The organism is Curvibacter sp. PAE-UM, assembly GCF_001432305.1.
Classification (GTDB): domain Bacteria; phylum Pseudomonadota; class Gammaproteobacteria; order Burkholderiales; family Burkholderiaceae_C; genus Hylemonella.
Map to the genome: position 1 here is coordinate 134,153 of NZ_KQ483358.1, position 24,914 is coordinate 159,066.

Consider the following 24,914-nt stretch of genomic DNA (forward strand, 5'->3'; position numbering starts at 1 on the left):
TCGTCAGTAAACGCCCGGCTCACCCGGCGGCCGGGTCTTGAAGCGCTTGTGCACCCAGTAGTACTGCGAGGGCATGGTGTTGATGACACCCTCCAGCCAGCGGTTCATATAGGCCGTGTCCGCCTGCACATCGGCACTCGGATAGTCCTTCCAGGCCGGATGCACCTCGATGTCGTAGCCCTGCGGCGTCAAACGCGCCGTCACCGGCACGACCTTGGCTCGACCCAGACGCGCGAAGCGCGGCAACGAGGGCACCGTGGCCGCTTGCACGCCGTAAAAGGGTACGAAGATCGACTCTTCGGGTCCGAAGTTCATGTCGGACAGCAAGTACAACAGCGCGCCTTCGCGCAGGGCAGCGACGATGCCCTTGACGCCTTGGTCGCGGTAGAAGAGCTGCAGATTGCCAAAGCGCCGGCGCCCGTCGTGCAGCCACTGGTCCACGGCTGCGCTGCGCTGCGGCGTGTAGATGCTGACCATGGGCCGGCGGATCTGGTCATTGATCGCCGTACCCGCGGCATCCAGGCCAAAGAAATGCGGTGCGAAGATCACCGTGGGCGTATCGCCCTTCAACTCCTCGACCGCACCAATGATGCGCAGGCGCGGCCGCAGCACCTCGAGCTTGCCGTTCCAGAGCCAGCCGCGGTCGAACCAGGCCTGAGCAAAATGCACCACGCACTCGCGCGCCCAGCGCCGCCGCACGGCCAGGGGCTCCTGCGGAAAACACAGGGCCAGGTTGGTCATCACCACACGGCGACGCGGCACGGCCAGTACATAGAGCACCCAACCCACCAGCGTGCCCAGGGCCCGCACCCAGGACAAGGGCAGGGGCGCGATCAGGCGCATGAAGAGAACACCGGGATGTTGCATCAGAGTCGTTCCTCGCGCGGTTGCTTGTAGCGGGCGTAACCCCAGAGGTATTGCTGCGGACAGGTGGCGATCACCTGCTCCATGGCAAGGTTGATCACCGCTGCGGCGGCCTGCGGATCGGACGGCAGTGGCGTGCCCAGGGGCTGCACATGCACGGTGTAACCACGCCCCCAGGACAGGCGTTCGCCCCAGGCCAGCAGCACCACCGCACCCGTCTGCTGCGCCAACCGGGCCGACAGGGTCATGGTGTAGGCCTCGCGGCCGTAAAACGGCGCCCAGACACCCAGGCCCTGCGGCGGCACCTGGTCCGGCAGCAAACCGACCGACTGGCCCTGCCGTAGCGCCTTGATCAACTGTTTGACACCGGCCATCGTGGTGGGTGCCGTCAGCAGACCCGGCCTGCTGCGCGCCGAAGCCACCAGGGCACGCAGGCGTGGCTGGCGTGAAGGGCGGAACAGGACCGTGATGGGTTGGCGTGCGCCAAAGCGGGCCGCATAGGCCTGAGCGGTGATCTCGAAGCTGCCCAGGTGTGGCGTCAGGAACACGATGCCACGGCCCTGGGCCAAGGCATGCTCGATGTGCTGGGCGCCGTCCCATAAGACATTTGCCGGCCGTCCAAACCACAAGCGCGGCAATTCCGCCACCAGCTGGCCAGTCTGGCCAACCGCACCGCGACACTCTCTCCAATCGTGGCCGGCCTGCTGCAGATTGGCGACAAAACGCCGACGATAGGTAGGAGACAGGGCAAAGACCACCCAACCCAGGCCCCAGCCGATGCCATGCAACAACCACAGGGGCAGCCAGGACAGGATGCGAAAAAGGACCATCATTCGGATAAAATGCGGGCGTCGCCGAGTTACGGAACTACTTGCAGGGCGACAGGCACAGGCCGCCACCCGAAAGGGAACGATTGTGCCGTCATTCATGACACCTCTGCTAAAGCGTTCGCCGAAGCTCCCAGCCCAGGCAACGCGCCTGACAAACAATTTTGGAGTTTATTCAATGGCGAACGACTATCTCTTCACTTCCGAATCCGTTTCCGAAGGCCATCCCGACAAGGTCTCGGACCAGGTCTCCGATGCCATCCTGGACGCGATCTTCAAGCAGGACCCGCGCAGCCGCGTGGCCGCCGAGACCCTGTGCAACACCGGCCTCGTGGTGCTGGCCGGCGAGATCACGACCAACGCGCACGTGGACTACATCCAGGTCGCGCGCGACACCATCAAGCGCATCGGCTACGACAACACCGAATACGGCATCGACTACAAGGGTTGCGCCGTGCTGGTGGCCTACGACAAGCAGTCCAATGACATCGCCCAGGGCGTGGACCACGCCAGCGACGACCACCTCAACATCGGCGCCGGCGACCAGGGCCTGATGTTCGGTTACGCCTGCGACGAAACCCCCGCGCTGATGCCCGCGCCCATCCACTACGCGCACCGCCTGGTCGAGCGCCAGGCCCAGTTGCGCAAGGACGGCCGCCTGCCCTTCCTGCGTCCTGACGCCAAGAGCCAGGTCACCATGCGTTATGTGGACGGCAAGCCGCACAGCATCGACACCGTGGTGCTCTCCACACAGCACAGCCCGGACCAGTCCGAGACCGCCACCAAGCTCAAGGCCAGCTTCTACGAAGCCGTGATCGAAGAGATCATCAAGCCCGTGCTGCCCAAGGAATGGCTCAAGGACACCAAGTACCTGGTCAACCCGACCGGCCGTTTCGTCGTTGGCGGCCCCCAGGGCGACTGCGGCCTGACCGGCCGCAAGATCATCGTCGACACCTATGGCGGCGCCTGCCCGCACGGTGGTGGCGCCTTCTCCGGCAAGGACCCGTCCAAGGTGGACCGCTCGGCCGCCTACGCCACCCGTTATGTGGCCAAGAACATCGTGGCCGCCGGCCTGGCCAAGAAGTGCCAGATCCAGGTGGCTTACGCCATCGGCGTGGCCAAGCCCATGAACATCACGGTCAACACCATGGGCACCGGCGTCATCTCCGACGAGAAGATCGCCGCCCTGGTGTCTGAGCACTTCGACCTGCGTCCCAAGGGCATCATCCTGATGCTGGACCTGCTGCGCCCGATCTACGAGAAGACCGCCGCCTACGGCCACTTCGGTCGTGAAGAGCCCGAGTTCACCTGGGAACGCACCGACAAGGCTGCCACCCTGCGTGCAGCGGCCGGTCTGAAGTAAAAAAGAAGAGAGAACGCGCCGCATGAAGCTGCAGACACAACGCTGGATCGATCGCTGGGTCGGCCAGCTTCTGTGTTCTGCGGTTTCCTTGTGGGCGCGTCTGCTCGGAACGCGCGCGCCGAAAGTCGATCGCCAGCGGGCGCCGCGCCACATCCTGGTCATCCTCTTGTCCGAAATGGGCAGCATCGTGCTGGCCGGCCCCATGTTCAAGGCGCTGCGCGAACAATATCCCGGCGTCACCCTGCATGTGCTGCAGCTGAAAAAGAACCAGGAAGTCGCGCGCATGCTGCGGCTGACGGAAGACGCCCACTTTCACGGCATCGACGACAGCTCCCCCATCAGCCTGGTACGCGACATCTGGCGCGTGAGTCTGGCCATGCGCCGTCTGCCGCTGGATGCCGTCATCGACTGCGAGTTGTTTTCCCGTGTCAGCAGCCTGCTTTGCTATATGAGTGGCGCGCCGCGGCGCGCGGGCTTCACGCCACACACGCAGGAAGGCCTGTACCGCGGCAGCTACATCAACTGCGCGATTCCCTACAACCCCTACCAGCACATCAGCAAGCAATTCCTCTCGCTGGTCGATGCGCTCGAAAGCAATGGCGGCCCGCGCCACAAAGCCGCACCGATCCGCGAACTGCCCGCAGAAACCGGCCTGTCCGTGCCTTTCACTCCCGAAGAGCTGGCGGCCTACCGCGAAAAACTGCTGCGCGATCACCCTGTGCTCGTTGACCGCAAGATCGTGCTCATGTATCCCGGCGGCGGCATCCTGCCCGAGCGGGCCTGGCCAGCCGCGCATTACGCCCGCGTGGCTCAGGGCCTGTGTGCGCAAGGCCATGCCGTGGGTTTCATCGGCCTCAAGGAAGACATGGCCCTGGCCCAGGACATCAAGCAGCAGGTCGGCAGCGAGCAGTGCATTGCGCTCACGGGCTACACGCGCAGCCTGCGCGAACTGCTGATGCTTTTCCACGCCAGCGACCTGCTGCTGACCAACGACGGCGGCCCCGGCCACTTCGCCAGCCTCACGCCCATCCGTACGCTGATGTTCTTCGGCCCCGAGACCGGCAAGCTCTACGGCCCCCTGCCCGGCCCCTTCGGCCCCAAGGCCACGGTCTATGAATCGGGCATCGCCTGCTCGCCCTGCCTCTCGGCCTACAACCACCGCCTGACCTTCTGCGACGGCGACAACCAGTGCCTCAAGCGCATCGCCCCCGACCCGGTGCTGGCCGATGCCCTGCAGGCGCTGCGCGAAGAACCCGCTACCGCATGAACAAACCTTCCCTGCGCGAACGATTCTGGCAACTGATCGACTGGCTGCACGGTTTCCGTTACATCCGCTTCGGCCTGGTGGGTGCCAGCGGCACGGTGGTCAATCTGGCCGTGCTCTACACGGCGCACGAGTTCCTGTTCAATGCCATCGAGCCGACCGGCAGCAAGCCTTACTTCTCGCTGGCCCTGGCCATTGCCGTGGCCACGGTCAACAACTTCACCTGGAACCGGCTGTGGACCTGGTCCGACCGCCTGCACGCCACGGCCGTCGAAGAAGGCCAGCGCCTGAGCAAACGCAGCCTGCTGGCCCAGGTGGGCCAGTACGCCATGGCCTCCTGGCTGGGCATCCTGCTGCAGTACGCGCTCACGCTGTGGCTGACCCACATGGGCATGCACTACCTGCTGGCCAACGTGATCGCCATCGTGATCGCCAGCGTCAGCAACTTCATTGCCAACGATCGCTGGACCTTCCGTCACAAGCGCGAGCCATAATGACCACGGCCCTGCTACACGGGGCCAGGTGATGCGCATGCAAGCTTCCGGCATTTCTTCCGACAAAAACTCCATGGCCTTCTGGCTGGCCCTGCTGCTGCTGGCCGCTTTCGCCTACGTCTTCGGTCTGGACGGGCAGTATGTGCCCAGCAACGGCGACGAGATGGTCTACGTGCACATCGCGCGCGAGACCGCAGCCACGGGCCAGTGGTTGCCCCTGGCCTCGGAGCTGGTCGATACCCGCAACACCAAACCCCCGATGCTGTTCTGGCAGGCCATGGTGGCCGGAAACTGGGGCGAGCACTGGAACATGGCCGCGCTGCGCACGCCCAGCCTGCTCTACCTGCTGCTGGTCAGCGGCGCCATCGTGCTGTGCCTGCGCGCCGTCACGCAGCGCTGGCGCGAAGGGCTCATGGCGGCCTGCATCTTCCTGGCCTTCCTGAGCACCTTTCGCTACGGTCGCCCCTACCTCACGAGCGCACCCGAGACCTTCTGGTTCAGCCTGCCGCTGTTTGCCCTGCTCTGGCAACGTGCGCGCCTGCCGGCGGCCAGCCCAGGCTGGCTGGCACACCTCCTCTTCGGCCTGGGCCTGGGGCTGGGCCTGGCCTACAAATCCTTCGCGCTGATCGCCCCGGCCGCAGCGGCCTGGTGGCTGGCCCTGGTGGCCAGCGAATCGCATCTGAGCTGGCGAGCCATCTGGCAGCACACGCTGAAGACCGGTGTCAGCGCGGTACTCGCCCTGGCGGTGTTCGGTCTCTGGTTCGTACTCGATCCCGATCCGCAAGCGGTCTGGCGCGAGTTCATCGTCGGCGAGAACGCGGCCAAGTTTTCCGACGCGCGCGGCTGGTGGCAGGAGGCCTTCTCGCTCAGCGGCTCCAGCATCTGGTCGCAGTTGCTGGCCTATGCGGTCAATGCAGGCCTGCTCTTCTTCCTCATCCCCGGTCTGGCCTGGCTGGGTCTCAAACGCCTGCCGCAGCTGCGCAAGAACTGGCCGCTGTCGCCGCACCAGGCCATCCTGCTGGCCTGGGCCCTGGTGTGGCTGCTGGTCTTCCTGTTTCCCAGCCAGCGCTCGGCGCGCTACGTGATCCCGGCCATGCCGGCCGTGGCCATGCTGTTGGCCCTGCACTGGCGCGACATAGCGCGCGCCTGGTTCCTGCCCACGCTGCTGATTTCCGGCGTGGCGCTGCTCATGATCGCGCGCATCGCCTGGATCGGCTACAGCCTGGGCCTGTCTTCCACGCTGGAACTGGGGCTGCCTCTGTTGGTGGTGGCCACTGGCTCCGTGGTCATCGCAGCCGGGCTCTGGCGCTCGATCTGGAGTCGCGGCGCCGCGGTGCTGGCCAGCCTGCTGGTCTACGCCGCCTTCAACCTGAGCGTTGCCCCGATGGATGGCCCGGTGGGCCGTTATGGCGCGCAGGCCATCGCCGCGACACCGCAAGGCAAGATCGCCGTACCCAACGGCTTCAACAGCCAGTTCGAGCGCTTCCAGTTCCTGCTGCCGGGCGGGCACCAGTTCCTGCCCTACGAGACCGGTGCACGCGCCATGGCACGCCGGGCACCAGGCGTGCCACCACCGACGGCGGCCGACGAGATGCAACAACTCTTGGCCACGCATGCCGCCGTCGTCTGGATCCAGTCGGACAGCGCGCAGACCATGCCGCCCTGCCTGCCGGCGTGCCGCGTGCTGGGCGAGCGCTGGCTGCTCACCAGCCGGCATCTGCCCGGCGAAGTACGGCTGGACAACCTCTGGTACCCGCAGCAGTGGCTGTACCGGCGCGAGTGGCTGCTGGTTCCGTCCTAGGCGCGCCGCAGCTTGCGCCGCAGCCAGTCGACCTGCAGCAGGATCCACAAGCAGGGATCAAGCAACGCGTCCCAGACGTTTCCGCTGGGCAGGCGCAGCAGCACGTACAAGGCCAGCACCGCCACCAGCAGGGCCGACAGACGAGCGGCATCACGCAGCAGCCAGGGCAACATGCCCAACAACACCAGCACACCGAGCGTGAGCGGCGCAAAACCCAGGCTGTAGAGGCTCACCGGCCAGAGCGCCAGGGTATCGAGCAGCAGGGCCCAGCCGAGCACCACCAGCACCCAAGCCTGGTGCCGCAGTGCCTCCACGGGCACGGGCGTCCACCGTGCAGGTTTGTAGTGCGCCAGCAAAGCCCAGGTACACAGGAGCGTGAGCAGGAGACTGGGGGCACGGAACGCCAGTCCCAGCCAGTAGGCCGGTGATGCCGGTCCTGGCCACAGGCACCACAGGATGAGCAGGAGTGGCAACCACGATTTCAGCTTTGAATTGGGCGCGCCCCGGCGCTCCAGGAGCCAACTCGCCCCCCAGGCCAGCACCAGCCCCCAGGCCAGGGGCAGATAAAGGCGCTCCCCCCAGGGCAAGGGCAACAAGGGGGTCTGCGTGGAGATCAGCGCGAGGAAGAAGGAATGGGTGTCCATGCTCGGTCGATACTCAACGCGCCTGCTGCGGCAGAAAGATGAAACGCTGCCAGGCAATCGCCTGCCGCTCTTCGGTGTAACTCACCCACAAGCTGTCGTCGGCCCAGGCCATGGAGGGGTAGGAGTACTCACTGCGCTCGCCCCCCTGGGCCAGCAACTCCAGCTGGGTCCAGTGCAGGCCGTCACGTGAATGGCTCAATGCCAGCTGCGCGCGGGATTCGGCACGCGGGTTGTGCGCCAGGAACATCAGACCGGGTTGCAGGCTCAGGCCCGCCACCGAAGCGTCGGGGTTGGGCATGCCTGGGTCGGGCAGGTCCTGCCAGTGCAATCCGCCGTCTTTGGTTTGCACCGCACGCAATTGCCGCTGCGCACGGTTGTCACGCAGCAGGGCAAGCCACTCGGTCTCACTGCGCGCCAGCAGTGTGGGCTGCAGCAGGTCACGGCGTTGTGACATGCGTACCATGCCGCGGAACTCGCCCGCCGCATCGAAACGCAGCGCCACCGGGTACTTGATGCCGAGTTCGAAATAAACCGGCAGCACCATGCCGCCATCGGCCAGCGGCAGCGGCATGGCGCGTACCAGGTGGCTGGTATTCCACAGCCAGGACAGCGGCAGCACGCGCAACGGCTGGAACGGCTCCTGTGGTCCATCCTGGCGCAGGTGCAGGATGCGGCCGGCCGCCCAGCCGCCCAGGCCGGTGGCCACGACAAAGAGATGTGTGCGGCCCTGCGCATCACGCCAGGCCACCGGATTGCCTATGCGACGCAGGCCGAAACCCAGCTGCGCGCCCGCAAGATGACGGTTCACCACATAGCTGGCCGGGCTCCATTGCTGGGTCGCCCGGTCGAACTGGGCACTGGCGATCTGCACATCGGGACCGCTCTCACGCGAACCGGCAAACCAGTAGGCCTGCAAAACAGCCGGATGCTGCGAGGGCATGGCCAGCAAGGTGCTGGCATGCGCCGCCGGGGCATGGGCCGGCATCGGGATGCGGCCGGCGGCCTGCAGCACCGGGGTGGCGCCGGGTGGCAATGAGCTTGCAGGCCATGTGGCCAGCGGGGCCAGCGGTTCAGCCGGGCGTAACCACAGGTCCAGACCCACCAGACCCACGCACAGGGCCAGACCTGCAATCCAGCTCCAGAGGCCACGGCACATGCACCCAGGGTTTGTCAGTGTGGTCACGAAAGATGCAGGAATGGAGCGTTAAGGACGAAAAGCAGGCCCCGTGCAGTGTAGCGAATCAAGCCACAGCCTCGCCGCTGGTGCCTACGGCGCCTTCAAAGTACCCTTCCCGGCTTGAAAGAAGGCAAAAAAGCCTTATGATTGGCACTCTCTGGATTCGAGTGCTAACAACCTGAATCCTAGACTAGGTTAATGAGCACCAACTTTATGGTGCTTTCTCATTTCAAACCCCTGTTTCAAACTCAAGGAGATTCCTGATGAAACTGCGTCCTCTGGCCGATCGCGTGATTGTCAAGCGCGTTGAAAACGAAACCAAGACCGCCTCCGGCATCGTCATCCCCGACAGCGCCGCCGAGAAGCCCGACCAGGGCGAAGTCCTGGCGGTGGGTCCCGGCCGCAAGAACGACAAGGGCGAGATCGTCGCCATGAACGTCAAGGTCGGCGACCGCGTCCTGTTCGGCAAGTACAGCGGCCAGACCGTCAAGGTCGGCGGCGACGAACTGCTGGTCATGAAAGAAGAAGACCTGTTTGCTGTTGTCGAGAAGTAAATCGCAACGCGATTGATCCATCCGACTTAATCGTTTGAACTTGAATCTGGAGTAATACACATGGCAGCTAAAGACGTAATTTTCGGCGGTGAAGCCCGCGCCCGCATGGTCGAGGGTGTGAACATCCTGGCCAACGCGGTCAAGGTGACCCTGGGCCCCAAGGGCCGCAACGTGGTGCTCGAGCGCTCTTTCGGCGCCCCCACCGTGACCAAGGACGGTGTGTCCGTGGCCAAGGAAATCGAACTGAAGGACAAGCTGCAGAACATGGGTGCGCAGATGGTCAAGGAAGTTGCTTCCAAGACCTCTGACAACGCTGGCGACGGCACCACCACCGCCACCGTGCTGGCCCAGGCCATCGTGCGCGAAGGCATGAAGTACGTGGCCGCCGGCATGAATCCGATGGACCTGAAGCGCGGCATCGACAAGGCCGTGACGGCCCTGATCGAGCAGCTGAAGAAGGCTTCCAAGCCCACCACCACCTCCAAGGAAATCGCCCAGGTCGGCTCCATCTCGGCCAACAGCGACGTGAGCATCGGCGAGATCATCGCCAATGCCATGGACAAGGTCGGCAAGGAAGGCGTGATCACCGTGGAAGACGGCAAGAGCCTGCAGAACGAACTCGACGTCGTTGAAGGCATGCAGTTCGACCGTGGTTACCTGTCGCCCTACTTCATCAACAACCCCGAGAAGCAGGCCGCCCTGCTGGACAACCCCTTCGTGCTGCTGTACGACAAGAAGGTGTCCAACATCCGTGACCTGCTGCCCACGCTGGAAGCCGTGGCCAAGGCCGGCCGTCCGCTGCTGATCATTGCCGAAGACGTCGAAGGCGAAGCCCTGGCGACCCTGGTGGTCAACACCATCCGCGGCATCCTGAAGGTCGTGGCCGTCAAGGCCCCGGGCTTCGGCGACCGTCGCAAGGCCATGCTGGAAGACATCGCCATCCTGACCGGCGGCAAGGTCATCGCTGAAGAAGTGGGCCTGACGCTGGAAAAGGTCACCCTGGCCGACCTGGGCCAGGCCAAGCGCATCGAAGTGGGCAAGGAAAACACCATCATCATCGACGGCAACGGCGCTGCCGCTGACATCGAAGCCCGCGTCAAGCAAGTGCGCGTGCAGATCGAGGAAGCTACCTCCGACTACGACCGCGAAAAGCTGCAGGAACGCGTGGCCAAGCTGGCCGGCGGCGTGGCCGTGATCAAGGTTGGCGCTGCCACCGAAGTCGAGATGAAGGAAAAGAAGGCCCGCGTGGAAGACGCCCTGCACGCCACCCGCGCTGCCGTGGAAGAAGGCATCGTGGCCGGTGGCGGCGTGGCCCTGCTGCGCGCCCGTCAGGCCGCTGGCACCATCAAGGGTGACAACGCTGACCAGGACGCCGGCATCAAGCTGGTCCTGAAGGCCATCGAATCGCCCCTGCGCGAAATCGTGTTCAACGCCGGCGGCGAAGCCAGCGTGGTGGTGAACGCCGTGCTGGCCGGCAAGGGCAATTACGGCTTCAACGCCGCCAACGACACCTACGGCGACATGATCGAGATGGGCATTCTGGACCCGACCAAGGTGACCCGCACCGCGCTGCAGAACGCTGCATCGGTCGCTTCGCTGATGCTGACCACCGAGTGCATGGTGTCCGAGTCCCCGAAGGACGAGGCGGGTGCCGGCGGCGGCATGCCTGGCGGCATGGGTGGTATGGGCGGCATGGGCGACATGGGCATGTAAGTGCTCCTTGCCTGAGGGCACATGGCGGCGTTGCAAACGCTTGCCGTGCTTGTGAAGCACTGTCAGCGCGTTTGCGCCTTGCCCTGTGCCCTCATGCTGCGTCGACGAGCCTCACCGCTCTCGAACAGAAAACAAAAAACCCGCAGTGCTAGCACGCTGCGGGTTTTTTCATTCTCCCTCTCCCCCTGGGTGAGGGCCGCGCTCAGTCCCGCAATCTTTTGAGCAGGCCGGCGGTGGAAGCGTCCAGGCCGGTGGCATCCCCGCTGCTCAGACGCGGCTCGATGGCCTTGGCCAGCACCTTGCCGAGCTCCACACCCCACTGGTCGAAGCTGTTGATGCCCCAGAGCGACCCCGCCACGAACACGCGGTGTTCGTACAGCGCGATCAGCGCGCCCAGGCTGGCCGGCGTCAGCTCTTCCAGGACCAGGAAAGTACTGGGCCGGTTGCCCGGCATGTGACGGTGGCCACCCATGTCGTCCTGCCCCAGCATCAGCGCCTGGGCCTGGGCCAGGCCGTTGGCCAGCAGCTTGTGGTGGTGCTCGGGCAGGTCGTGCGCGACCTTCTTCACGGCGATGAACTCGACCGGGATCACGTCGCTGCCCTGGTGCAGCATCTGGAAATAGGCGTGCTGCCCGTTCGCCGCCGGCTCGCCCCAGATCACGGCTGACGTGGCGTAAGGCAGGGCCTGCCCGGCCTCATCGACACGCTTGCCGTTGCTCTCCATCTCCAGCTGCTGCAGATAAGCCTGCATACGACGCAAGCCGCTGTGATAAGGCGCCACGCTACGGCTGCCGAAACCGTGGAAATTGCGGTACCAGACATCGAGCAGGGCCAGCTGCACTGGCAGATTTCGCTCCAGCGGCGCGGTACGGAAATGCTCGTCCATGGCGTGCGCACCGGCCAGCAGTTCGCGGAAGCGCTGCGGGCCGACGGCAATGGCAATTGGCAAACCGATCGCCGACCACATGGAATAGCGCCCGCCCACCCAGTCCCAGAAACCGAAAGTGGTGCTGATGCCGAACTCGGCCGCCGCCTGCACATTGCTGGTCAGCGCGCAGAAGTGACGCGCCACATCACGCCCGCCCTGCGCTTCGAACCAGGCCTTGGCGGAGCGGGCATTGGTCATGGTCTCCAGTGTCGTAAAGGACTTGGACGCCACCAGGAACAAGGTGTTCTCAGGCCGCACCTGGCGCAACACGCTGCTGAGTTCATGCCCGTCGACGCTGGAGACAAAGTGGTAGCGCTTGCCATGATCGACGAACTCGTCCAGTGCCAGTACCGCCATCTGGGGCCCCAGGTCGGAGCCACCAATGCCGATGTTCACCACATCGGTAATGGCCGCATCCTCACGCACGGCCTGAACGTAAGTCAGCATGGCGTTCAGCACGTCATGTACTTCATGCAGCTCGCCCTGTACGTACGGTGTGAGCTGGCTGGTGGCGGCTCCGCCGGGGTGGCGCAGCAAGCAATGCAGGGCGGCCCGGCCCTCCGTGCTGTTCACAGGCTCGCCGCGGAGCATGGCATCACGGTGCTGCTCCATCCCGCACTGGCGTGCCAGCTCGGTCAGTTGGGCCTGGATCGCGGTGGTGATCAGGTTCTTGGAGAGATCGGCGAACACATGGGGTGCCTGCAGGCTCAAACGCTCGAAGCGTCCCTCATCCGTGGAAAAGGCCTGCCGCAGATCCAGGGACCGGCCCTGGGCCTCGTACAAGGCACGCAAGGCCGGCCAGGCCGGCGTGCGGTCGCATCGGGTGCGTGTCATCAGGCAGAGCGTATCAGTTGCTCGAGCTTCACCGTGTCGGCAGCAAAGGCACGTATGCCTTCGGCCAGTTTTTCGGTGGCCATGGCGTCTTCGTTGAGGGCATAACGGAAGCTCGTCTCGTCATACTGCACGGCCGGCAGGTCCAGTGCGCGTGCAGTTTCGGGCTCCAGGGCACGCTTGATCGGCGCCTCGCTGCCCGCCAGCTGCGCCAGCAGTTCGGGCGAAATGGTCAGCAGGTCACAACCCGCCAGCGCCACGATCTGGCCCACGTTGCGAAAACTCGCCCCCATGACCTCGGTGCTGATGCCATGGCATTTGTAATGCTTGTAGATGGCGTGGACGGATTTCACACCCGGGTCGTTGACACCGCTGTTGGCCACCTCGTCCCAGGTGTTGCCAGCGGCTTTCTTGTACCAGTCGTAAATGCGGCCCACGAAGGGCGAAATCAGCTGCACCTTCGCCTGCCCGCAGGCCACGGCCTGGCAAAAGGAAAACAGGAGCGTGAGATTGGTATGGATGCCGCGCTTCTCCAGCAACGCGGCCGCCTGGATGCCCTCCCACGTGGCAGCGATCTTGATCAACACGCGGTCGATATGGATGCCCTGGGCCTGGTACAGCTCGATGATGCGCTCGGCGCGCGCCACCGTGGCCTGCGTGTCGAAGCTCAGGCGGGCATCGACTTCGGTCGAAACGCGTCCCGGGATGAGCGCGAGGATCTCGCAACCGAAGCGCACCAGCAAGCGGTCGATGATTTCGTCCAGCGCCCGGCCGCGGAACTGGTCCACGGCCTGCTGCAGCAAGGGCTGGTAATCGGGCTTTTGCACTGCCTTGAGGATGAGCGAAGGATTGGTCGTCGCGTCTTGCGGTTTGACAGCCGCCAGCTGGTGGAAATCGCCCGTATCGGCCACCACGGTGGTGAACTGGCGCAGCGCATCGAGTTGGTTCATGGGTTTGAATTATGAGTGAAATAAAATTACGCTTTTTCGAAAATCCATGTAACCTGCATATCTCACCCCATCCGTTCGGACTGAGCTTGTCGAAGTCCTGGTTTTGCTGGCGCTGCGCTTCGACAGGCTCAGCGCGAACGGGGTTGCAGTACCAGACGCACTATTGGAGACCTCATGCTCGACCGCATTCGCGCTTCGCTCCCCTCGCTGGCTCCGGCCGAACAGCGCGTGGGCCAGCTTGTCCTGGCCGATCCGCGCGCCTTTGCCAACCTGCCCGTCAGCGAACTGGCCGACCGCTCGCACGTGAGCAAACCCACCGTGGTGCGTTTTTGCCGCAGCATGGGCTACGACGGCCTCTCCGACTTCAAGCTCAAGCTGGCCGGTACCGTCAGCGAAGGCGTGCCCTTCATCCACCGCAGCGTGGACGTGGACGACAAGACCAGCGACGTGGTGGTCAAGGTGATCGACAACACGGTATCGGCCTTTCTCAAGTACCGCAACAACGCCAGCACCGCAGCGATCGACAAGGCTGTGGCCGTGCTGGCCGCCACCTACAAGACCGGCAAGCGCATCGAGTTCATCGGCGCGGGCAACTCGGGCATCGTGGCGCTGGACGCGCAGCACAAATTCTTCCGGCTGGGCGTGAACACCGTGGCCTACAGCGATGGCCACATGCAGGTCATGAGCGCCTCGCTCATGGGCCCGGGTGACTGCATGGTGATCATCTCCAACTCGGGCCGCACCCGCGACCTGATGGATGCCTGCGATATCGCGCGCAAGAACGGCGCCACCACCATCGTCATCACGACCAGCGGCTCGCCGCTGGCCCTGGCCGGCCACATCCACCTGGCCGCCGACCACCCCGAAGGGTATGACCGCTACAGCCCCATGGTCTCGCGCCTGCTGCACCTGATGATCGTGGACATCCTGGCCACCTGCGTGGCGTTGCGCATCGGCGGCAACCGCCTGCAGCCCATGCTCAAGGAAATGAAAAACAACCTGCGCAACAAACGCTACGCCTGAGACGCAGCCCGCCCCATTGGCACCCTAGGGATGGCGCGCCAGCAAGGCACCATCCAGTTCCACCGGGCCGTACCAGGCGCGGGCTTGTGATTGTGTGTTGTCGCTGTCGGTCATGATGGCCACGCCGATCAGCCGGCCGGGCTCTTCGCCAAACACCTGGCGGTAATCGGCGCGTATATCGCGCTCATAGTCCAGCCACTGGTTCAGTCGTGCCGGGCCGGATTCCACCACCAGCTTGCGGATGCGCTCGGTACGCGGGTTGGTGATGACGCTGCCGGCTTCGCGTGTCGGGCACCAGACATACATCAGCGTCGCGTAGGGCAGCGGTTCGCCCGTCATCAACTGGACCAGTTCGGACAGCATGCTGTCGCGCAGCGAGAATTGTGCGCGGTCGCCATCAAAGCTCAAGACCACACGCACCACGGAATCCGCCCTGTCACGCCGCGCCAGGTCCGCCGTCGGCATCAAGGCCGGTACTCGCCACGAAAAACGGATCTGCCCCAGATCCTCAGGCGCGATACCCAGCTTGCGCCGCAAGAGACTGGCCGAGGACAGGGCCTGCACTTCCATGGCCTCCCGCCCGGCAACGTGTACGGGCAGATAAGCCGTGGCCGCCTTGCCAGGCAGTGACATGTGCTGCCAGCCATGAAAGGCCGGCGCCTCACTTGAGGCCCGCTCAAACGATGTTGTCGTTGAACTGCAGGCCGTCAAGCCAAGCAGCATCACGGCCATTGCACCAAAAGCAGGAAATACCCCCAGGGCGCCCACCCCCCGTCGGCATTTCCATCGCATCACAAGCTGAGTTCTATTCATTGAAAACAACCATTCCATAAAAAAACCCCGCCACGTTGCCGCGGCAGGGTTTTTAGTTCTTATCGTCAGCTGGCTTGCGCCAGCGTCAGATCAGAAGTTGTGGCGCACGCCGACCAGGTACTCGCTGCCGGTCTTGATTTGAGCGGCGGTCGTGGCGTTGTCAGCCTTCTCGCTCACATAACGCACATAGGTCGACGTACGCTTGCTCAGAGCGTAGTTCAGGCCAATGGCCATCATCGTCTTGTCCAGATCGGCCACAGCCTTGTCGTCCACCTTCACCAGGTGAGCGGACAGGGTCAGAGCGGGCGACAGGGGCACGTCCACGGCTGCACCGTAGCCGGAGTCATCGATGCCAGCGCTGTCTTGCTTGCGCTGATGACCACCCAAGGTGGCCTTGGCCACGCCGAAGTTGTAGGAACCGTAGTAGCTGGTCAGGCCCAGCTCGCTGGCCGCGCCGGCAGCGGCGACGGTGTAGCGGGTCACGCCGGCAGCGATGGGGCCGTTGGCATAGAAGGCACCGAGGTCGGTGGTGGCACCGGTTTCGGCGATACCAGCCTCAGTCTTGGCGCCGGGAGCGTAGTCCAGCTGAGCGCTGAAACCGGAGAAGTTCGGCGTGGTGTACAGCAGGGAACCAGCGGTACGGGTCACGGACTGGCCCATGACGGAGCCGCCCGACGAGGTGGCGATGTTAGCCGAGGTAGCCACGCCAACACGGCCGCCGTCCTTGGTGCCGAAAGCGGAACGCGAACCCTGGACCGTCAGGGTCGGGGAGTTGGGCATACCAGCCTTGATGGAGCCGAAGGCGCCTTCCAGACCGACAAACAGCTGACCGCCACCGATGGGGCCTTGAGCAGTCTTGTTGGAGGGGTCGAAGTCAAATTCGGCATTGAAGATGGCCTTCAGACCGCCGCCGAGGTCTTCGGTGCCGATCAGGGTGAAGTTGGACGTGCCCGAACCGTTCTGGCCGATGGCGTTCTGGCCACCGGAGGTGCCGTTGCCGTAATCAACGGTGGTCGAACGGTAGGTGGCGTCCACGGTACCGATCACGGTCACGTTCTGGGCGAAAGCGGTGGTGGCAGCCAGGGCGGCCACGGCAATCAGGGTCTTTTTCATGTTGAAAGTTCTCCAAAGGTTTAACAAGGGGTCCCGAAGGGAGTTTCCGGATCCCCGGGCCAACCTCCTCTAGCAAGGAAGTTGGATGTATTGCACCAGAGCCCGGTAGCCGGGTCAAAGGAAAACCCCGGAGTCCTCCCGATTCGCACCGGGTTTCGTTGTGACCCTGCAACAATGCACAAACAACAGGCAATGCGACTGAGGTCCGGCCGCCCCCCCACACAATAAGCTCTAAAATAAGAGCTTATAAAAGAGCCATCTATGCAGACCTTGCTGGTTGATCGGGCCGTGAGCATGTCCCAATTCAAGAAGAACCCGGCCGCCGTACTGCGCCAGGCCGAAGGCCGTCCGGTGGCCGTGCTGAACCACAACCGGGTCGGGTTCTACTTGCTGGAGCCCCCCCTGCTCGAAGCCGTGCTGGAAGAGCTGGGCCGGCTGCGTCATGTCGCCGCCCAAGCCGACGGGGCCCCGCCAGAGGCAACACCCTACCGACAGCTGATCGAAGCCTTGTTGAGCCAGGCCAAGGCAGCCCGTGGCTGAATTCAGGACAATCCAGCCATGATCACGCCCATCGACGCCCTGCTCAGCGCCGCCGACACGGCCCTGCGCACCCTGTTTGCCCCGCCTCGGGCTGCACACCCAACACCTCGCCCGGCCGCCCCGGACCGGGAACTGACGAGCGAGGACAAGCGCCTTTCGGCCGCACTGATGCGCGTGAACCACGTGGGCGAGGTCTGTGCCCAGGCGCTTTACACCGCCCAGGCCCTCACCACGCCCAACCCTGCCCTGCGCGCGCACTTCACGCGCGCCTGCGCCGAAGAGACCGATCACCTGGCCTGGACCCAACAGCGCCTGGACGAACTAGGGTCACGCACCTCGCTGCTCAACCCGCTCTGGTACGCCGGCGCCTTCGGCATCGGCCTGCTGGCCGGGCGCCTGGGCAACGCGGTCAGCCTGGGTTTCGTGGTGGAAACCGAGCGCCAGGTGGAAGCCCACCTGATGAGCCATATGGACCGGCTGCCCGCAGGAGACCAGACTTCGCGCGCCATCGTGACGCAGATGGCCGCCGACGAGGTGAAACACGCCGTGGATGCACAGAAGGCCGGGGCGGTGGAACTGCCCGGGCCGGTGAAGGAATTGATGCGCGCGGCGGCCAAGGTCATGACAACCACCGCGCACCACATTTAGGGGCTCAGCCCTCGATCACGTCAAAACTGGTCGTGATCTCGGCCGTCTTGCCCAGCATGATGCTGGCCGAACAGTACTTGTCGTGGCTCATCTTGATGGCACGCTCCACGGCGGCGGCCGGGATGCCTTTGCCGGTCACGGTGAAGTGCATGTGGATCTTGGTGAAGACCTTGGGATCTTCCATGGCCCGCTCGCTGCTGAGCTTGACGCTGCAGCCGCGCACCTCGTGCCGGCCACGTTTGAGGATGAGCACCACGTCATAAGCCGTGCAGCCGCCCGTGCCGGCCAGCACGGTTTCCATGGGCCGCGGGGCCAGGTTCTGGCCGCCGTTCTCGGGCTTGGCCGTATCGGGCGCGCCGTCCATCATCAGAACGTGGCCGCTGCCGGTTTCGGCCACGAAGCCCATGTTGGAGCGCGCGCCGGTGGCGCCGGCCCAGCTGACTGTGCATTCCATGTTCTGTTCCTTGTCAAAATGGGGGTCTGGCGCAAATTATCCCCACACCGCCAGCCTCCATGAAAAACAAAGCACTCCAGCCCGCCGATTACCTGAAAAAGATCCTGACCGCACGTGTCTACGACGTGGCCGTGGAATCGCCCTTCGAGCCGGCCAAGGCGCTGAGCCGTCGCCTGCACAACAAGGTGCTGCTCAAGCGCGAGGACCAGCAGGCAGTGTTCAGCTTCAAGCTGCGCGGCGCCTACAACAAGATGGCGCATCTTTCTCCGGATGAGCTCAAAAGGGGAGTGATCTGCGCCTCGGCCGGCAACCATGCCCAGGGCGTGGCGCTGGGCGCAAACCGCCTGGGCACACGCGCGGTGATCGTGATGCCCACCACCACGCCGCAGCTCAAGATCGATGCCGTCAAGGCGCTGGGGGGCGAGGTGCTGCTGCACGGCGACAGCTATTCCGATGCTTACAACCATTCCCTCACCCTGCAGAAGAAGCAGGGGCTGACCTTCGTCCACCCTTTCGACGACCCGGACGTGATCGCCGGCCAGGGCACCATCGCCATGGAGATGCTGCGCCAGCACCAGGGCCCGCTGGACGCCGTTTTCGTGGCCATCGGCGGCGGCGGGCTGATCAGCGGCGTGGCGGCCTACATCAAGGCCGTCCGTCCGGAGATCAAGGTCATCGGGGTGCAGATGAACGACTCAAACGCCATGATCCAGTCGGTGCGCGCGGGCAAGCGCGTCACGCTGCAGGACGTGGGCCTGTTCTCCGACGGCACCGCCGTCAAGCTGGTGGGCGAGGAGACCTTCCGCCTGACACGCAAGCTGGTGGACGATTACATCGAGGTCGACACTGACGCCGTCTGCGCCGCCATCAAGGACGTATTCGTGGATACGCGCAGCATCGTGGAGCCCGCCGGCGCGCTGGCCGTGGCCGCCATCAAGCAGTACGTGGCGAAACACAAGACCAAAGGACAGACCTACGCTGCCATCCTGTGCGGCGCCAACATGAACTTCGACCGCCTGCGTTTCGTGGCCGAGCGCGCCGAGGTGGGTGAGGAGCGCGAGGCGCTGTTTGCGGTGACCATCCCCGAAGAACGCGGCAGCTTCCGCCGTTTCTGCGAACTGATCGGCACCCTGCCGGGCGGGCCGCGCAACGTGACCGAGTTCAACTACCGCATCAGCGACGACCGGCAAGCCCATGTGTTCGTCGGCCTCACCACCTCGACCAAGGGCGAAAGCAGCAAGATCGCGACCAACTTCAAACGCCACGGCTTCGCTGCGCTGGACCTGACGCACGACGACCTGGCCCAGGAACACATCCGCCACATGGTGGGGGGCCACTCGGCGCTGGCGAAAGACGAGCGACTGCTGCGCTTCGTCTTCCCCGAGCGGCCGGGTGCGCTGATGAAGTTCCTGAACCTGATGCGTCCGGGCTGGAACATCAGCCTGTTCCACTACCGCAATCAGGGCGCCGATTACGGTCGCATCCTGGTGGGCATCCAGGTGCCCAAGACCGACGACAAGGCTTTTGCCAAATTCCTCGACACTCTTGGGTATGCCTATGTGGAGGAGACCCGCAACCCGGCCTACCGCATGTTCCTGCAGGCCTGATCACCCTTTTCAGCAGATACGAAAGAGACGCCATGAGCTACGAACTGATCCAGGTGCGCACCGAGGCCGACAAGGTCGGCATCATCACACTGAACCGCCCCAAGCAGCTCAATGCGCTGAACGACCAGTTGATGGACGAGCTGGGCGCAGCGCTCAAGGCCTTCGATGCCGACGCGGCGATAGGCTGCATGGTCATCACCGGCAGCGAGAAAGCCTTTGCCGCCGGCGCCGACATCGGCGCCATGGCCAGCTACAGCTTTGCCGATGTCTACAAAGGCGACTACATCACGCGCAACTGGGAGACCCTGCGCAGCATCCGCAAGCCGGTGATCGCCGCCGTCAGCGGTTTTGCCCTGGGCGGCGGCTGCGAGATGGCCATGATGTGCGACTTCATCATCGCCGCCGACAACGCCCGCTTCGGCCAGCCTGAGATCAAGCTCGGTGTCATCCCCGGCGCCGGCGGCACGCAACGACTGCCACGCGCCGTGGGCAAGGCCAAGGCCATGGACATGACACTGACCGGGCGCATGATGGACGCGACGGAGGCCGAGCGCGCCGGCCTGGTCAGCCGGGTCGTGGCGCTGGACAAACTGATGGAGGAAACGCTGGCCGCCGCCCTGATGATCTGCGAGTACTCGCAAGTCGCCGTGATGGCCGCCAAGGAGGCCGTGAACCGGGCCTTCGAGGGCTCGCTCAACGACGGCATCATGTTCGAGCGCCGCCTGTTCCACGCCCTCTTTGCCACGGCCGACCAGAAGGAGGGCATGGACGCCTTTGTCAACAAGCGCAAGCCTGCTTTCCGGAATTGCTGATGCGGCAAAAAACGCTATAATTTGCCCCGTTGGTGATATAGCTCAGTTGGTTAGAGCGCAGCATTCATAATGCTGATGTCGGTGGTTCAAATCCACCTATCACCACCAAGATAAACCTGAAAAGCCACTGTCCCTGTACAGTGGCTTTTTGTTTACGCACCGATTTCAGCCTCTGGATAAACACCATGAACCGCTGCCCTGCATCTCACCGCTTCCGCGCCCTCTGCCTGGCTTTGGCCTTCGGTAGCACGCTTGTCACCCAAGGCGCCTCGGCCCAGGTGACCGAACCCCAACGCATCCCACCCATCTCGGCCAAGGCCCAGCGCGGCGTCCTGCGGGTGCTTGCACCGCCCGAGGTTCTGATGGACGGCCAACCGGCACGGCTCGCACCCGGCGCGCGCATCCGTGACCGCAACAACCTGATGGTCGTCTCGGGCGCATTGCTCGGACAGGAGCTGGTGGTGCGTTACACACGTGACCCGCTGGGGCTGGTGCACGAGGTCTGGATCCTCAGGGCCAGCGAGGCCGCCGCCGGCATGCCGCCCCAGCCGGCCCCCACGCCGTACTGACCCCTCATCTGCCAGCCACTGCAAACCCGTCGGTCAGCTGTCAGGCTTTCCGTCGGCGCGGTCGGTTTCAGGAACGCACCATGAGCAAAAAAGTTTTCATCAAGACCTTCGGTTGCCAGATGAACGAGTACGACTCGGACAAGATGGCCGACGTGCTGGGCGCTGCCCAGGGTTACGAGCCGACGCAAGACGTGGAGGAGGCCGACCTCATCCTCTTCAACACCTGTTCGGTACGCGAAAAAGCACAGGAAAAGGTGTTCTCCGATCTCGGTCGCGTGCAGCACCTGAAAAAGAAGGGCGTGAAGATCGGCGTGGGCGGCTGCGTAGCCAGCCAGGAGGGTGCCGAGATCATCCGGCGCGCGCCCTATGTGGACGTGGTGTTCGGCCCGCAGACCCTGCACCGCCTGCCCGAGCTGCTGAACGCGCGCGATGCACAGAACCGCCCGCAGGTGGACATCAGCTTCCCCGAAATCGAGAAATTCGACCACCTGCCCCCGGCCAAGGTGGAAGGCGTGACCGCCTTTGTCAGCATCATGGAAGGCTGCTCCAAGTATTGCAGCTACTGCGTCGTGCCCTACACCCGTGGCGAGGAAGTGAGCCGCCCCTTCGAGGACGTGCTGGTGGAAATCGCCGGCCTGGCCGACCAGGGGGTCAGGGAAGTCAACCTGCTGGGGCAGAACGTGAATGCCTGGCGAGCCCCCATGGGCGGCACGGCCGAGACCGCCGACTTCGCCACCCTGCTCGAATACGTGGCCGAGATCCCCGGCATCGAGCGCATCCGCTACACCACCAGCCACCCCAACGAGTTCACGCCCTCATTGATCGCCGCGTACGAGAAATGCCCGAAGCTGGTCAGCCACCTGCACCTGCCGGTGCAGCACGGCAGCGATCGCATCCTGATGGCCATGAAACGCGGCTACACGGCGATGGAATACAAGAGCACGGTGCGCAAGCTGCGCGCCATCCGGCCCGACATGTCCATCAGCAGCGACTTCATCGTCGGCTTTCCGGGTGAGACGGAGGATGATTTCAGCAGGATGATGAAGCTGATCGAGGACGTGGGCTTCGACAACTCCTTCAGCTTCATCTTCAGCCCGCGCCCGGGCACCCCCGCGGCCAACCTGCACGACGATACGCCGCACGAGGTCAAGCTCAAGCGACTGCAGCTGCTGCAAGCAGCGATCGAGGTCAATCTCAAGCGCATCAGCGCCAGCCGCCTGGGCACGGTGCAGCGCATCCTGGTGGAAGGGCCGTCCAAGCGGGACGCGGAGGAACTGATGGGCCGCACCGAGTGCAACCGGGTGGTGAACTTCAAGGCCCCCAAACGCCTGATCGGCCAGATGCTCGACGTGAACATCACCGAGGCCCTGCACTACAGCCTGCGCGGTGAGGTGCTGACGGCCTGATCAGTTGAGGACAGAGCAAAATCGCTGCGCGATTCTTGGTCTGTCCCGCAAGGTCTCAGAAAGGCATCTTGGGCATGCCTTTCATGCCCCCCATACGCTTCATGAGTTTCATCATGCCGCCGCCCTTCATCTTCTTCATCATCTCCTGCATCTGCTCGAATTCCTTGAGCATGCGGTTGACGTCCTGAACCTGCACACCTGCGCCGGCGGCGATGCGGCGCTTGCGCGTGGCCTTGATGAGTTCGGGCTTGCGGCGCTCGAGCTTGGTCATGCTGTTGATGATGCCTTCCTTGCGGCGCAGGTCGCGCTCGACCTTGTCGGTGTCCACCTGGCCGGCCTTGGCCGCCATCTGGGCCGGCAATTTATCCATCAGGCTGGAAAGCCCCCCCATCTGTTTCATCTGCTGCAGCTGGGCCAGGAAGTCGTTGAGATCGAAACCGGCGCCGCTCTTGACCTTGGCGGCCAGTTTCTGCGCGGCCTCCATGTCCACACCGGCCGTGACCTGCTCGACCAGGGCCACAATATCGCCCATGCCCAGCACACGGCCCGCATGGCGCTGGGCGTCGAAGACCTCCAGGCCGTCGAGCTTCTCGCTGGTGCCGGCAAACTTGATGGGCACGCCGGTGACGGCGCGCACCGAGAGGGCCGCACCGCCGCGTGAATCGCCGTCGGTCTTGGTCAGGATGATGCCGGTCAGCGGCAGGGCTTCCTTGAAGGCCCGGGCGGTGTTGATCGCATCCTGGCCCTGCATGGCGTCGACCACGAACAGCGTTTCCACCGGGTTGAGCACGGCGTGCAGCTCGCGGATCTCGCGCATCAGCGCTTCATCAATGGCCAGGCGGCCGGCGGTGTCGACCAGCAGCACGTCGAAGAAATGCTTCTTCGCATAGTCCAGCGCCGCACGCGCGATGTCAGCCGGCTTCTGCTCCGGCGTGCTGGGGAACCACTCGGCCCCGGCCTGCGCGGTCACGGTCTTGAGCTGCTCGATGGCGGCCGGGCGGTAGACGTCGCCGGAGACGGTCAGCACCTTCTTCTTGCGCTTCTCGATCAGGTGGCGGGCCAGCTTGGCCGTGGTGGTGGTCTTGCCGGCGCCCTGCAGGCCCGCCATCAGGATCACGGCCGGCGGCTGGGCCGCGAGGTTGATGTCGGCCACGCCCTCGCCCATGGTGGCGGCGAGTTCGCGGTTGACGATGCCCACCAGGGCCTGGCCAGGCGTGAGCGAGCCCATGACGGCCTGGCCCAGGGCCTGGTCCTTGACGCGGGCGATGAAGTCGCGCACCACGGGCAGGGCCACGTCGGCCTCCAGCAGGGCCATGCGCACCTCGCGCAGCATGTCGGCCACATTGGATTCGGTGATGCGGGCCTGACCGCGGATTTCCTTGACCAGGCGGCTGAGTTTGTCGGTGAGGGCGGAGGCCATGGAGGTATTCCGGTGGGCAAGAAGAAGCGGCACGCCAACCGGCGATTGGCAAGGGGCTAAACTGTAACCATGATGATTTTACCCAGTGCCTCCCCCACCGGCATGGCCCTGGCCCTACTGGCCGCCGCGGCCTATGCCGCCCCGGCCGCCGGCCGCCTGCCCCCCGTGGCAGCACGCCGCGCCGTGCTGCTGGCCTGGCTGGCGCACGGCCTGTTGCTCGGTTGGAGCCTGCTGGGGGACAGCCCCCGCTTCGGTTTCGCGCCGGCGCTCTCGGTCACGGTCTGGCTGGTCGCTGCCGTTTATGCCATCGAAAGCCAGCTCTATCCGCAATTGCAGACCCGCTGGGCGCTCTCCATCCTGGGCGCCGGCGCCGTGCTGCTGGCCCTGTTCTACCCCGGCCAGCCCCTGCAGGCCAGTGCCTCGGCGTGGCTGCCGCTGCACTGGGCGCTGGGCATCGCCTCCTACGGCCTGTTTGCCGTCGCCGTGGTGCACGCCCTGTTGATGCTGCGCGCTGAGGCACGCATCCGCCATGCGGCCGAGACCGACAGCGGGCTGCCGCTGCTGACGCTGGAGCGCCTGACCTTCCGCTTCGTCACCGCCGGTTTCGTGCTGCTGTCGGCCACGCTGCTGGCCGGCCTGCTGTTCGACGAACAGCTCTATGGCACGGCCTGGAAATGGAGCCACAAGACGGTGTTTTCCGTGCTGTCCTGGGGGGTCTTTGCCGTGTTGCTGATCGGCCGCGCACGCTTTGGCTGGCGCGGCTGGCGTGCGGCCCGCCTGCTGTTTACCGGCGCCGGCCTGCTGCTGCTGGCCTACGTAGGTTCGCGTTTCGTGCTCGAAATCGTCCTGGGGCGCAGCACCGCATGAAGTTCCTGCTCTTCCTGGCCATCGCGCTGCTGGTCGTCTGGCTGTGGCGCTCGGGCCGCCGCAGCGAGAAACGCTCCGACCAGGCCGCCCCTCCACCGCCACCCGGCCCGCAGGAGATGGTGCGCTGTGCACACTGCGGCGTGCACCTCCCACATGCTGATGCCGTCGTAGGCCGCATCGGCCTGTATTGCAGCCCCGAACATCGGCAGCTCGCGGAGAACTAGCTTGTCCG

The 24,914-nt window shown here is 64.6% G+C and carries 25 protein-coding genes and 1 tRNA gene; 16 read left to right on the forward strand and 10 right to left on the reverse strand.

Annotated elements, in window-relative coordinates; all coding sequences use genetic code 11:
• Positions 1-3: 3 nt before the first annotated feature.
• Together AO057_RS00680 and AO057_RS00685 are read right to left on the reverse strand one after the other, a co-directional pair.
• A complete protein-coding gene (locus AO057_RS00680; RefSeq protein WP_057673815.1) occupies positions 4-867 on the reverse strand; it encodes a lysophospholipid acyltransferase family protein in 864 nt (287 codons plus the stop codon).
• A complete protein-coding gene (locus AO057_RS00685) occupies positions 867-1,697 on the reverse strand; it encodes a lysophospholipid acyltransferase family protein (RefSeq protein ID WP_057673816.1) in 831 nt (276 codons plus the stop codon). The genes AO057_RS00680 and AO057_RS00685 overlap by 1 nt, the downstream gene beginning before the upstream one ends.
• A gap of 172 nt (positions 1,698-1,869) precedes the next feature.
• On the opposite strand from AO057_RS00685, the gene metK reads away from it, so the two are divergent.
• The 4 genes from metK to AO057_RS00705 are packed head-to-tail and all read left to right on the forward strand — an operon-like array spanning position 1,870 to position 6,613.
• A complete protein-coding gene (metK, locus tag AO057_RS00690; protein ID WP_057673817.1) occupies positions 1,870-3,054 on the forward strand; it encodes a methionine adenosyltransferase in 1,185 nt (394 codons plus the stop codon).
• A gap of 22 nt (positions 3,055-3,076) precedes the next feature.
• Positions 3,077-4,321: a glycosyltransferase family 9 protein gene (locus AO057_RS00695; protein ID WP_057673818.1), complete on the forward strand. Its 1,245-nt coding sequence runs from the start codon at positions 3,077-3,079 to the stop codon at positions 4,319-4,321.
• The gene (locus AO057_RS00700; RefSeq protein WP_057673819.1) at positions 4,318-4,812 is read left to right on the forward strand and encodes a GtrA family protein; all 495 of its coding nucleotides are present in this window, start codon (positions 4,318-4,320) and stop codon (positions 4,810-4,812) included. The genes AO057_RS00695 and AO057_RS00700 overlap by 4 nt, the downstream gene beginning before the upstream one ends.
• Before the next feature lie 37 nt (positions 4,813-4,849).
• On the forward strand, positions 4,850-6,613 hold the full coding sequence (locus tag AO057_RS00705; RefSeq protein WP_156404440.1) for a glycosyl transferase family 39: 1,764 nt from the start codon (positions 4,850-4,852) through the stop codon (positions 6,611-6,613).
• Here AO057_RS00705 and AO057_RS00710 read toward each other — a convergent pair.
• On the reverse strand, positions 6,610-7,257 hold the full coding sequence (locus tag AO057_RS00710; RefSeq protein WP_057673821.1) for a hypothetical protein: 648 nt from the start codon (positions 7,255-7,257) through the stop codon (positions 6,610-6,612). The genes AO057_RS00705 and AO057_RS00710 overlap by 4 nt on opposite strands.
• 13 nt (positions 7,258-7,270) lie before the next feature.
• Positions 7,271-8,440 carry an exo-alpha-sialidase gene (locus tag AO057_RS00715; RefSeq protein ID WP_156404441.1) on the reverse strand — a complete coding sequence of 390 codons (1,170 nt, stop codon included), beginning with the start codon at positions 8,438-8,440 and terminating at the stop codon, positions 7,271-7,273.
• Positions 8,441-8,697: 257 nt separating this feature from the next.
• On the opposite strand from AO057_RS00715, the gene groES reads away from it, so the two are divergent.
• Positions 8,698-8,988 (forward strand): co-chaperone GroES, encoded by a 291-nt coding sequence (groES, locus tag AO057_RS00720; protein WP_057673823.1) that lies wholly within the window; start codon positions 8,698-8,700, stop codon positions 8,986-8,988.
• A gap of 60 nt (positions 8,989-9,048) precedes the next feature.
• On the forward strand, positions 9,049-10,701 hold the full coding sequence (groL, locus tag AO057_RS00725; protein WP_057673824.1) for a chaperonin GroEL: 1,653 nt from the start codon (positions 9,049-9,051) through the stop codon (positions 10,699-10,701).
• Between the two features lie 202 nt (positions 10,702-10,903).
• Here groL and pgi read toward each other — a convergent pair whose 3' ends face one another.
• Both pgi and tal read right to left on the reverse strand, forming a co-directional pair.
• Entirely contained in the window at positions 10,904-12,463 is a 1,560-nt protein-coding gene (gene pgi, locus AO057_RS00730; RefSeq protein ID WP_057673825.1) for a glucose-6-phosphate isomerase, read from the reverse strand.
• On the reverse strand, positions 12,463-13,410 hold the full coding sequence (gene tal / locus AO057_RS00735) for a transaldolase (RefSeq protein WP_057673826.1): 948 nt from the start codon (positions 13,408-13,410) through the stop codon (positions 12,463-12,465). Before tal ends, pgi begins: the two co-directional genes overlap by 1 nt.
• A gap of 174 nt (positions 13,411-13,584) precedes the next feature.
• On the opposite strand from tal, the gene AO057_RS00740 reads away from it, so the two are divergent.
• Complete coding sequence (locus AO057_RS00740) at positions 13,585-14,433, forward strand: MurR/RpiR family transcriptional regulator (protein WP_057673827.1); 849 nt, start codon at positions 13,585-13,587, stop codon at positions 14,431-14,433.
• A gap of 24 nt (positions 14,434-14,457) precedes the next feature.
• Here the strand turns inward: AO057_RS00740 and AO057_RS00745 are convergent, their stop codons facing one another.
• Both AO057_RS00745 and AO057_RS00750 read right to left on the reverse strand, forming a co-directional pair.
• Positions 14,458-15,066, reverse strand: coding sequence for a DUF3047 domain-containing protein (locus AO057_RS00745; RefSeq protein WP_057673828.1), 609 nt, complete (start codon positions 15,064-15,066; stop codon positions 14,458-14,460).
• A 270-nt stretch (positions 15,067-15,336) separates the two neighbouring features.
• Entirely contained in the window at positions 15,337-16,359 is a 1,023-nt protein-coding gene (locus tag AO057_RS00750) for a porin (protein WP_057673829.1), read from the reverse strand.
• 294 nt (positions 16,360-16,653) lie between these two features.
• Between AO057_RS00750 and AO057_RS18055 the strand changes: the two genes are divergently transcribed.
• Positions 16,654-16,899: a type II toxin-antitoxin system Phd/YefM family antitoxin gene (locus AO057_RS18055; RefSeq protein WP_205629986.1), complete on the forward strand. Its 246-nt coding sequence runs from the start codon at positions 16,654-16,656 to the stop codon at positions 16,897-16,899.
• An 18-nt stretch (positions 16,900-16,917) separates the two neighbouring features.
• On the forward strand, positions 16,918-17,547 hold the full coding sequence (coq7, locus tag AO057_RS00760; RefSeq protein ID WP_057673831.1) for a 2-polyprenyl-3-methyl-6-methoxy-1,4-benzoquinone monooxygenase: 630 nt from the start codon (positions 16,918-16,920) through the stop codon (positions 17,545-17,547).
• Positions 17,548-17,551: 4 nt separating this feature from the next.
• On the opposite strand, the gene AO057_RS00765 is transcribed toward coq7, so the two are convergent.
• Positions 17,552-18,001, reverse strand: a complete 450-nt coding sequence (locus tag AO057_RS00765; protein WP_057673832.1) for an OsmC family protein — start codon at positions 17,999-18,001, stop codon at positions 17,552-17,554.
• A gap of 59 nt (positions 18,002-18,060) precedes the next feature.
• Between AO057_RS00765 and ilvA the strand changes: the two genes are divergently transcribed.
• The 5 genes from ilvA (at position 18,061) to miaB (ending at position 22,395) form a co-directional block, all read left to right on the forward strand.
• Entirely contained in the window at positions 18,061-19,608 is a 1,548-nt protein-coding gene (ilvA, locus tag AO057_RS00770; RefSeq protein WP_057673833.1) for a threonine ammonia-lyase, biosynthetic, read from the forward strand.
• 32 nt (positions 19,609-19,640) lie between these two features.
• On the forward strand, positions 19,641-20,420 hold the full coding sequence (locus AO057_RS00775; protein ID WP_057673834.1) for an enoyl-CoA hydratase: 780 nt from the start codon (positions 19,641-19,643) through the stop codon (positions 20,418-20,420).
• Positions 20,421-20,451: 31 nt separating this feature from the next.
• Positions 20,452-20,528, forward strand: a tRNA-Met gene (locus AO057_RS00780).
• Between the two features lie 77 nt (positions 20,529-20,605).
• Entirely contained in the window at positions 20,606-20,989 is a 384-nt protein-coding gene (locus tag AO057_RS00785; RefSeq protein ID WP_082605356.1) for a hypothetical protein, read from the forward strand.
• Between the two features lie 80 nt (positions 20,990-21,069).
• Positions 21,070-22,395: a tRNA (N6-isopentenyl adenosine(37)-C2)-methylthiotransferase MiaB gene (miaB, locus tag AO057_RS00790; RefSeq protein WP_057673835.1), complete on the forward strand. Its 1,326-nt coding sequence runs from the start codon at positions 21,070-21,072 to the stop codon at positions 22,393-22,395.
• Between the two features lie 55 nt (positions 22,396-22,450).
• Here miaB and ffh read toward each other — a convergent pair whose 3' ends face one another.
• Positions 22,451-23,815: a signal recognition particle protein gene (ffh, locus tag AO057_RS00795; RefSeq protein WP_057673836.1), complete on the reverse strand. Its 1,365-nt coding sequence runs from the start codon at positions 23,813-23,815 to the stop codon at positions 22,451-22,453.
• A gap of 72 nt (positions 23,816-23,887) precedes the next feature.
• Here ffh and AO057_RS00800 point away from each other — a divergent pair, with 72 nt between their 5' ends.
• Both AO057_RS00800 and AO057_RS00805 read left to right on the forward strand, forming a co-directional pair.
• Positions 23,888-24,682 carry a cytochrome C assembly family protein gene (locus AO057_RS00800; RefSeq protein ID WP_057677118.1) on the forward strand — a complete coding sequence of 265 codons (795 nt, stop codon included), beginning with the start codon at positions 23,888-23,890 and terminating at the stop codon, positions 24,680-24,682.
• Positions 24,679-24,906, forward strand: a complete 228-nt coding sequence (locus tag AO057_RS00805) for a PP0621 family protein (protein WP_057673837.1) — start codon at positions 24,679-24,681, stop codon at positions 24,904-24,906. Before AO057_RS00800 ends, AO057_RS00805 begins: the two co-directional genes overlap by 4 nt.
• Positions 24,907-24,914 lie beyond the last annotated feature (8 nt).

Excerpts from the sequence above, each read along its gene's own strand:
- AO057_RS00680 (WP_057673815.1), bottom strand. The coding sequence starts at position 867 with ATGCAACATCCCGGTGTTCTCTTCATGCGCCTGATCGCGCCCCTGCCC.
- AO057_RS00685 (WP_057673816.1), bottom strand. The coding sequence starts at position 1,697 with ATGATGGTCCTTTTTCGCATCCTGTCCTGGCTGCCCCTGTGGTTGTTG.
- metK (WP_057673817.1), top strand. The coding sequence starts at position 1,870 with ATGGCGAACGACTATCTCTTCACTTCCGAATCCGTTTCCGAAGGCCAT.
- AO057_RS00695 (WP_057673818.1), top strand. The coding sequence starts at position 3,077 with ATGAAGCTGCAGACACAACGCTGGATCGATCGCTGGGTCGGCCAGCTT.
- AO057_RS00700 (WP_057673819.1), top strand. The coding sequence starts at position 4,318 with ATGAACAAACCTTCCCTGCGCGAACGATTCTGGCAACTGATCGACTGG.
- AO057_RS00705 (WP_156404440.1), top strand. The coding sequence starts at position 4,850 with ATGCAAGCTTCCGGCATTTCTTCCGACAAAAACTCCATGGCCTTCTGG.
- AO057_RS00710 (WP_057673821.1), bottom strand. The coding sequence starts at position 7,257 with ATGGACACCCATTCCTTCTTCCTCGCGCTGATCTCCACGCAGACCCCC.
- groES (WP_057673823.1), top strand. The coding sequence starts at position 8,698 with ATGAAACTGCGTCCTCTGGCCGATCGCGTGATTGTCAAGCGCGTTGAA.
- groL (WP_057673824.1), top strand. The coding sequence starts at position 9,049 with ATGGCAGCTAAAGACGTAATTTTCGGCGGTGAAGCCCGCGCCCGCATG.
- pgi (WP_057673825.1), bottom strand. The coding sequence starts at position 12,463 with ATGACACGCACCCGATGCGACCGCACGCCGGCCTGGCCGGCCTTGCGT.
- tal (WP_057673826.1), bottom strand. The coding sequence starts at position 13,410 with ATGAACCAACTCGATGCGCTGCGCCAGTTCACCACCGTGGTGGCCGAT.
- AO057_RS00740 (WP_057673827.1), top strand. The coding sequence starts at position 13,585 with ATGCTCGACCGCATTCGCGCTTCGCTCCCCTCGCTGGCTCCGGCCGAA.
- AO057_RS00745 (WP_057673828.1), bottom strand. The coding sequence starts at position 15,066 with ATGTCACTGCCTGGCAAGGCGGCCACGGCTTATCTGCCCGTACACGTT.
- AO057_RS00750 (WP_057673829.1), bottom strand. The coding sequence starts at position 16,359 with ATGAAAAAGACCCTGATTGCCGTGGCCGCCCTGGCTGCCACCACCGCT.
- AO057_RS18055 (WP_205629986.1), top strand. The coding sequence starts at position 16,654 with ATGTCCCAATTCAAGAAGAACCCGGCCGCCGTACTGCGCCAGGCCGAA.
- coq7 (WP_057673831.1), top strand. The coding sequence starts at position 16,918 with ATGATCACGCCCATCGACGCCCTGCTCAGCGCCGCCGACACGGCCCTG.
- AO057_RS00765 (WP_057673832.1), bottom strand. The coding sequence starts at position 18,001 with ATGGAATGCACAGTCAGCTGGGCCGGCGCCACCGGCGCGCGCTCCAAC.
- ilvA (WP_057673833.1), top strand. The coding sequence starts at position 18,061 with ATGAAAAACAAAGCACTCCAGCCCGCCGATTACCTGAAAAAGATCCTG.
- AO057_RS00775 (WP_057673834.1), top strand. The coding sequence starts at position 19,641 with ATGAGCTACGAACTGATCCAGGTGCGCACCGAGGCCGACAAGGTCGGC.
- AO057_RS00785 (WP_082605356.1), top strand. The coding sequence starts at position 20,606 with ATGAACCGCTGCCCTGCATCTCACCGCTTCCGCGCCCTCTGCCTGGCT.
- miaB (WP_057673835.1), top strand. The coding sequence starts at position 21,070 with ATGAGCAAAAAAGTTTTCATCAAGACCTTCGGTTGCCAGATGAACGAG.
- ffh (WP_057673836.1), bottom strand. The coding sequence starts at position 23,815 with ATGGCCTCCGCCCTCACCGACAAACTCAGCCGCCTGGTCAAGGAAATC.
- AO057_RS00800 (WP_057677118.1), top strand. The coding sequence starts at position 23,888 with ATGATTTTACCCAGTGCCTCCCCCACCGGCATGGCCCTGGCCCTACTG.
- AO057_RS00805 (WP_057673837.1), top strand. The coding sequence starts at position 24,679 with ATGAAGTTCCTGCTCTTCCTGGCCATCGCGCTGCTGGTCGTCTGGCTG.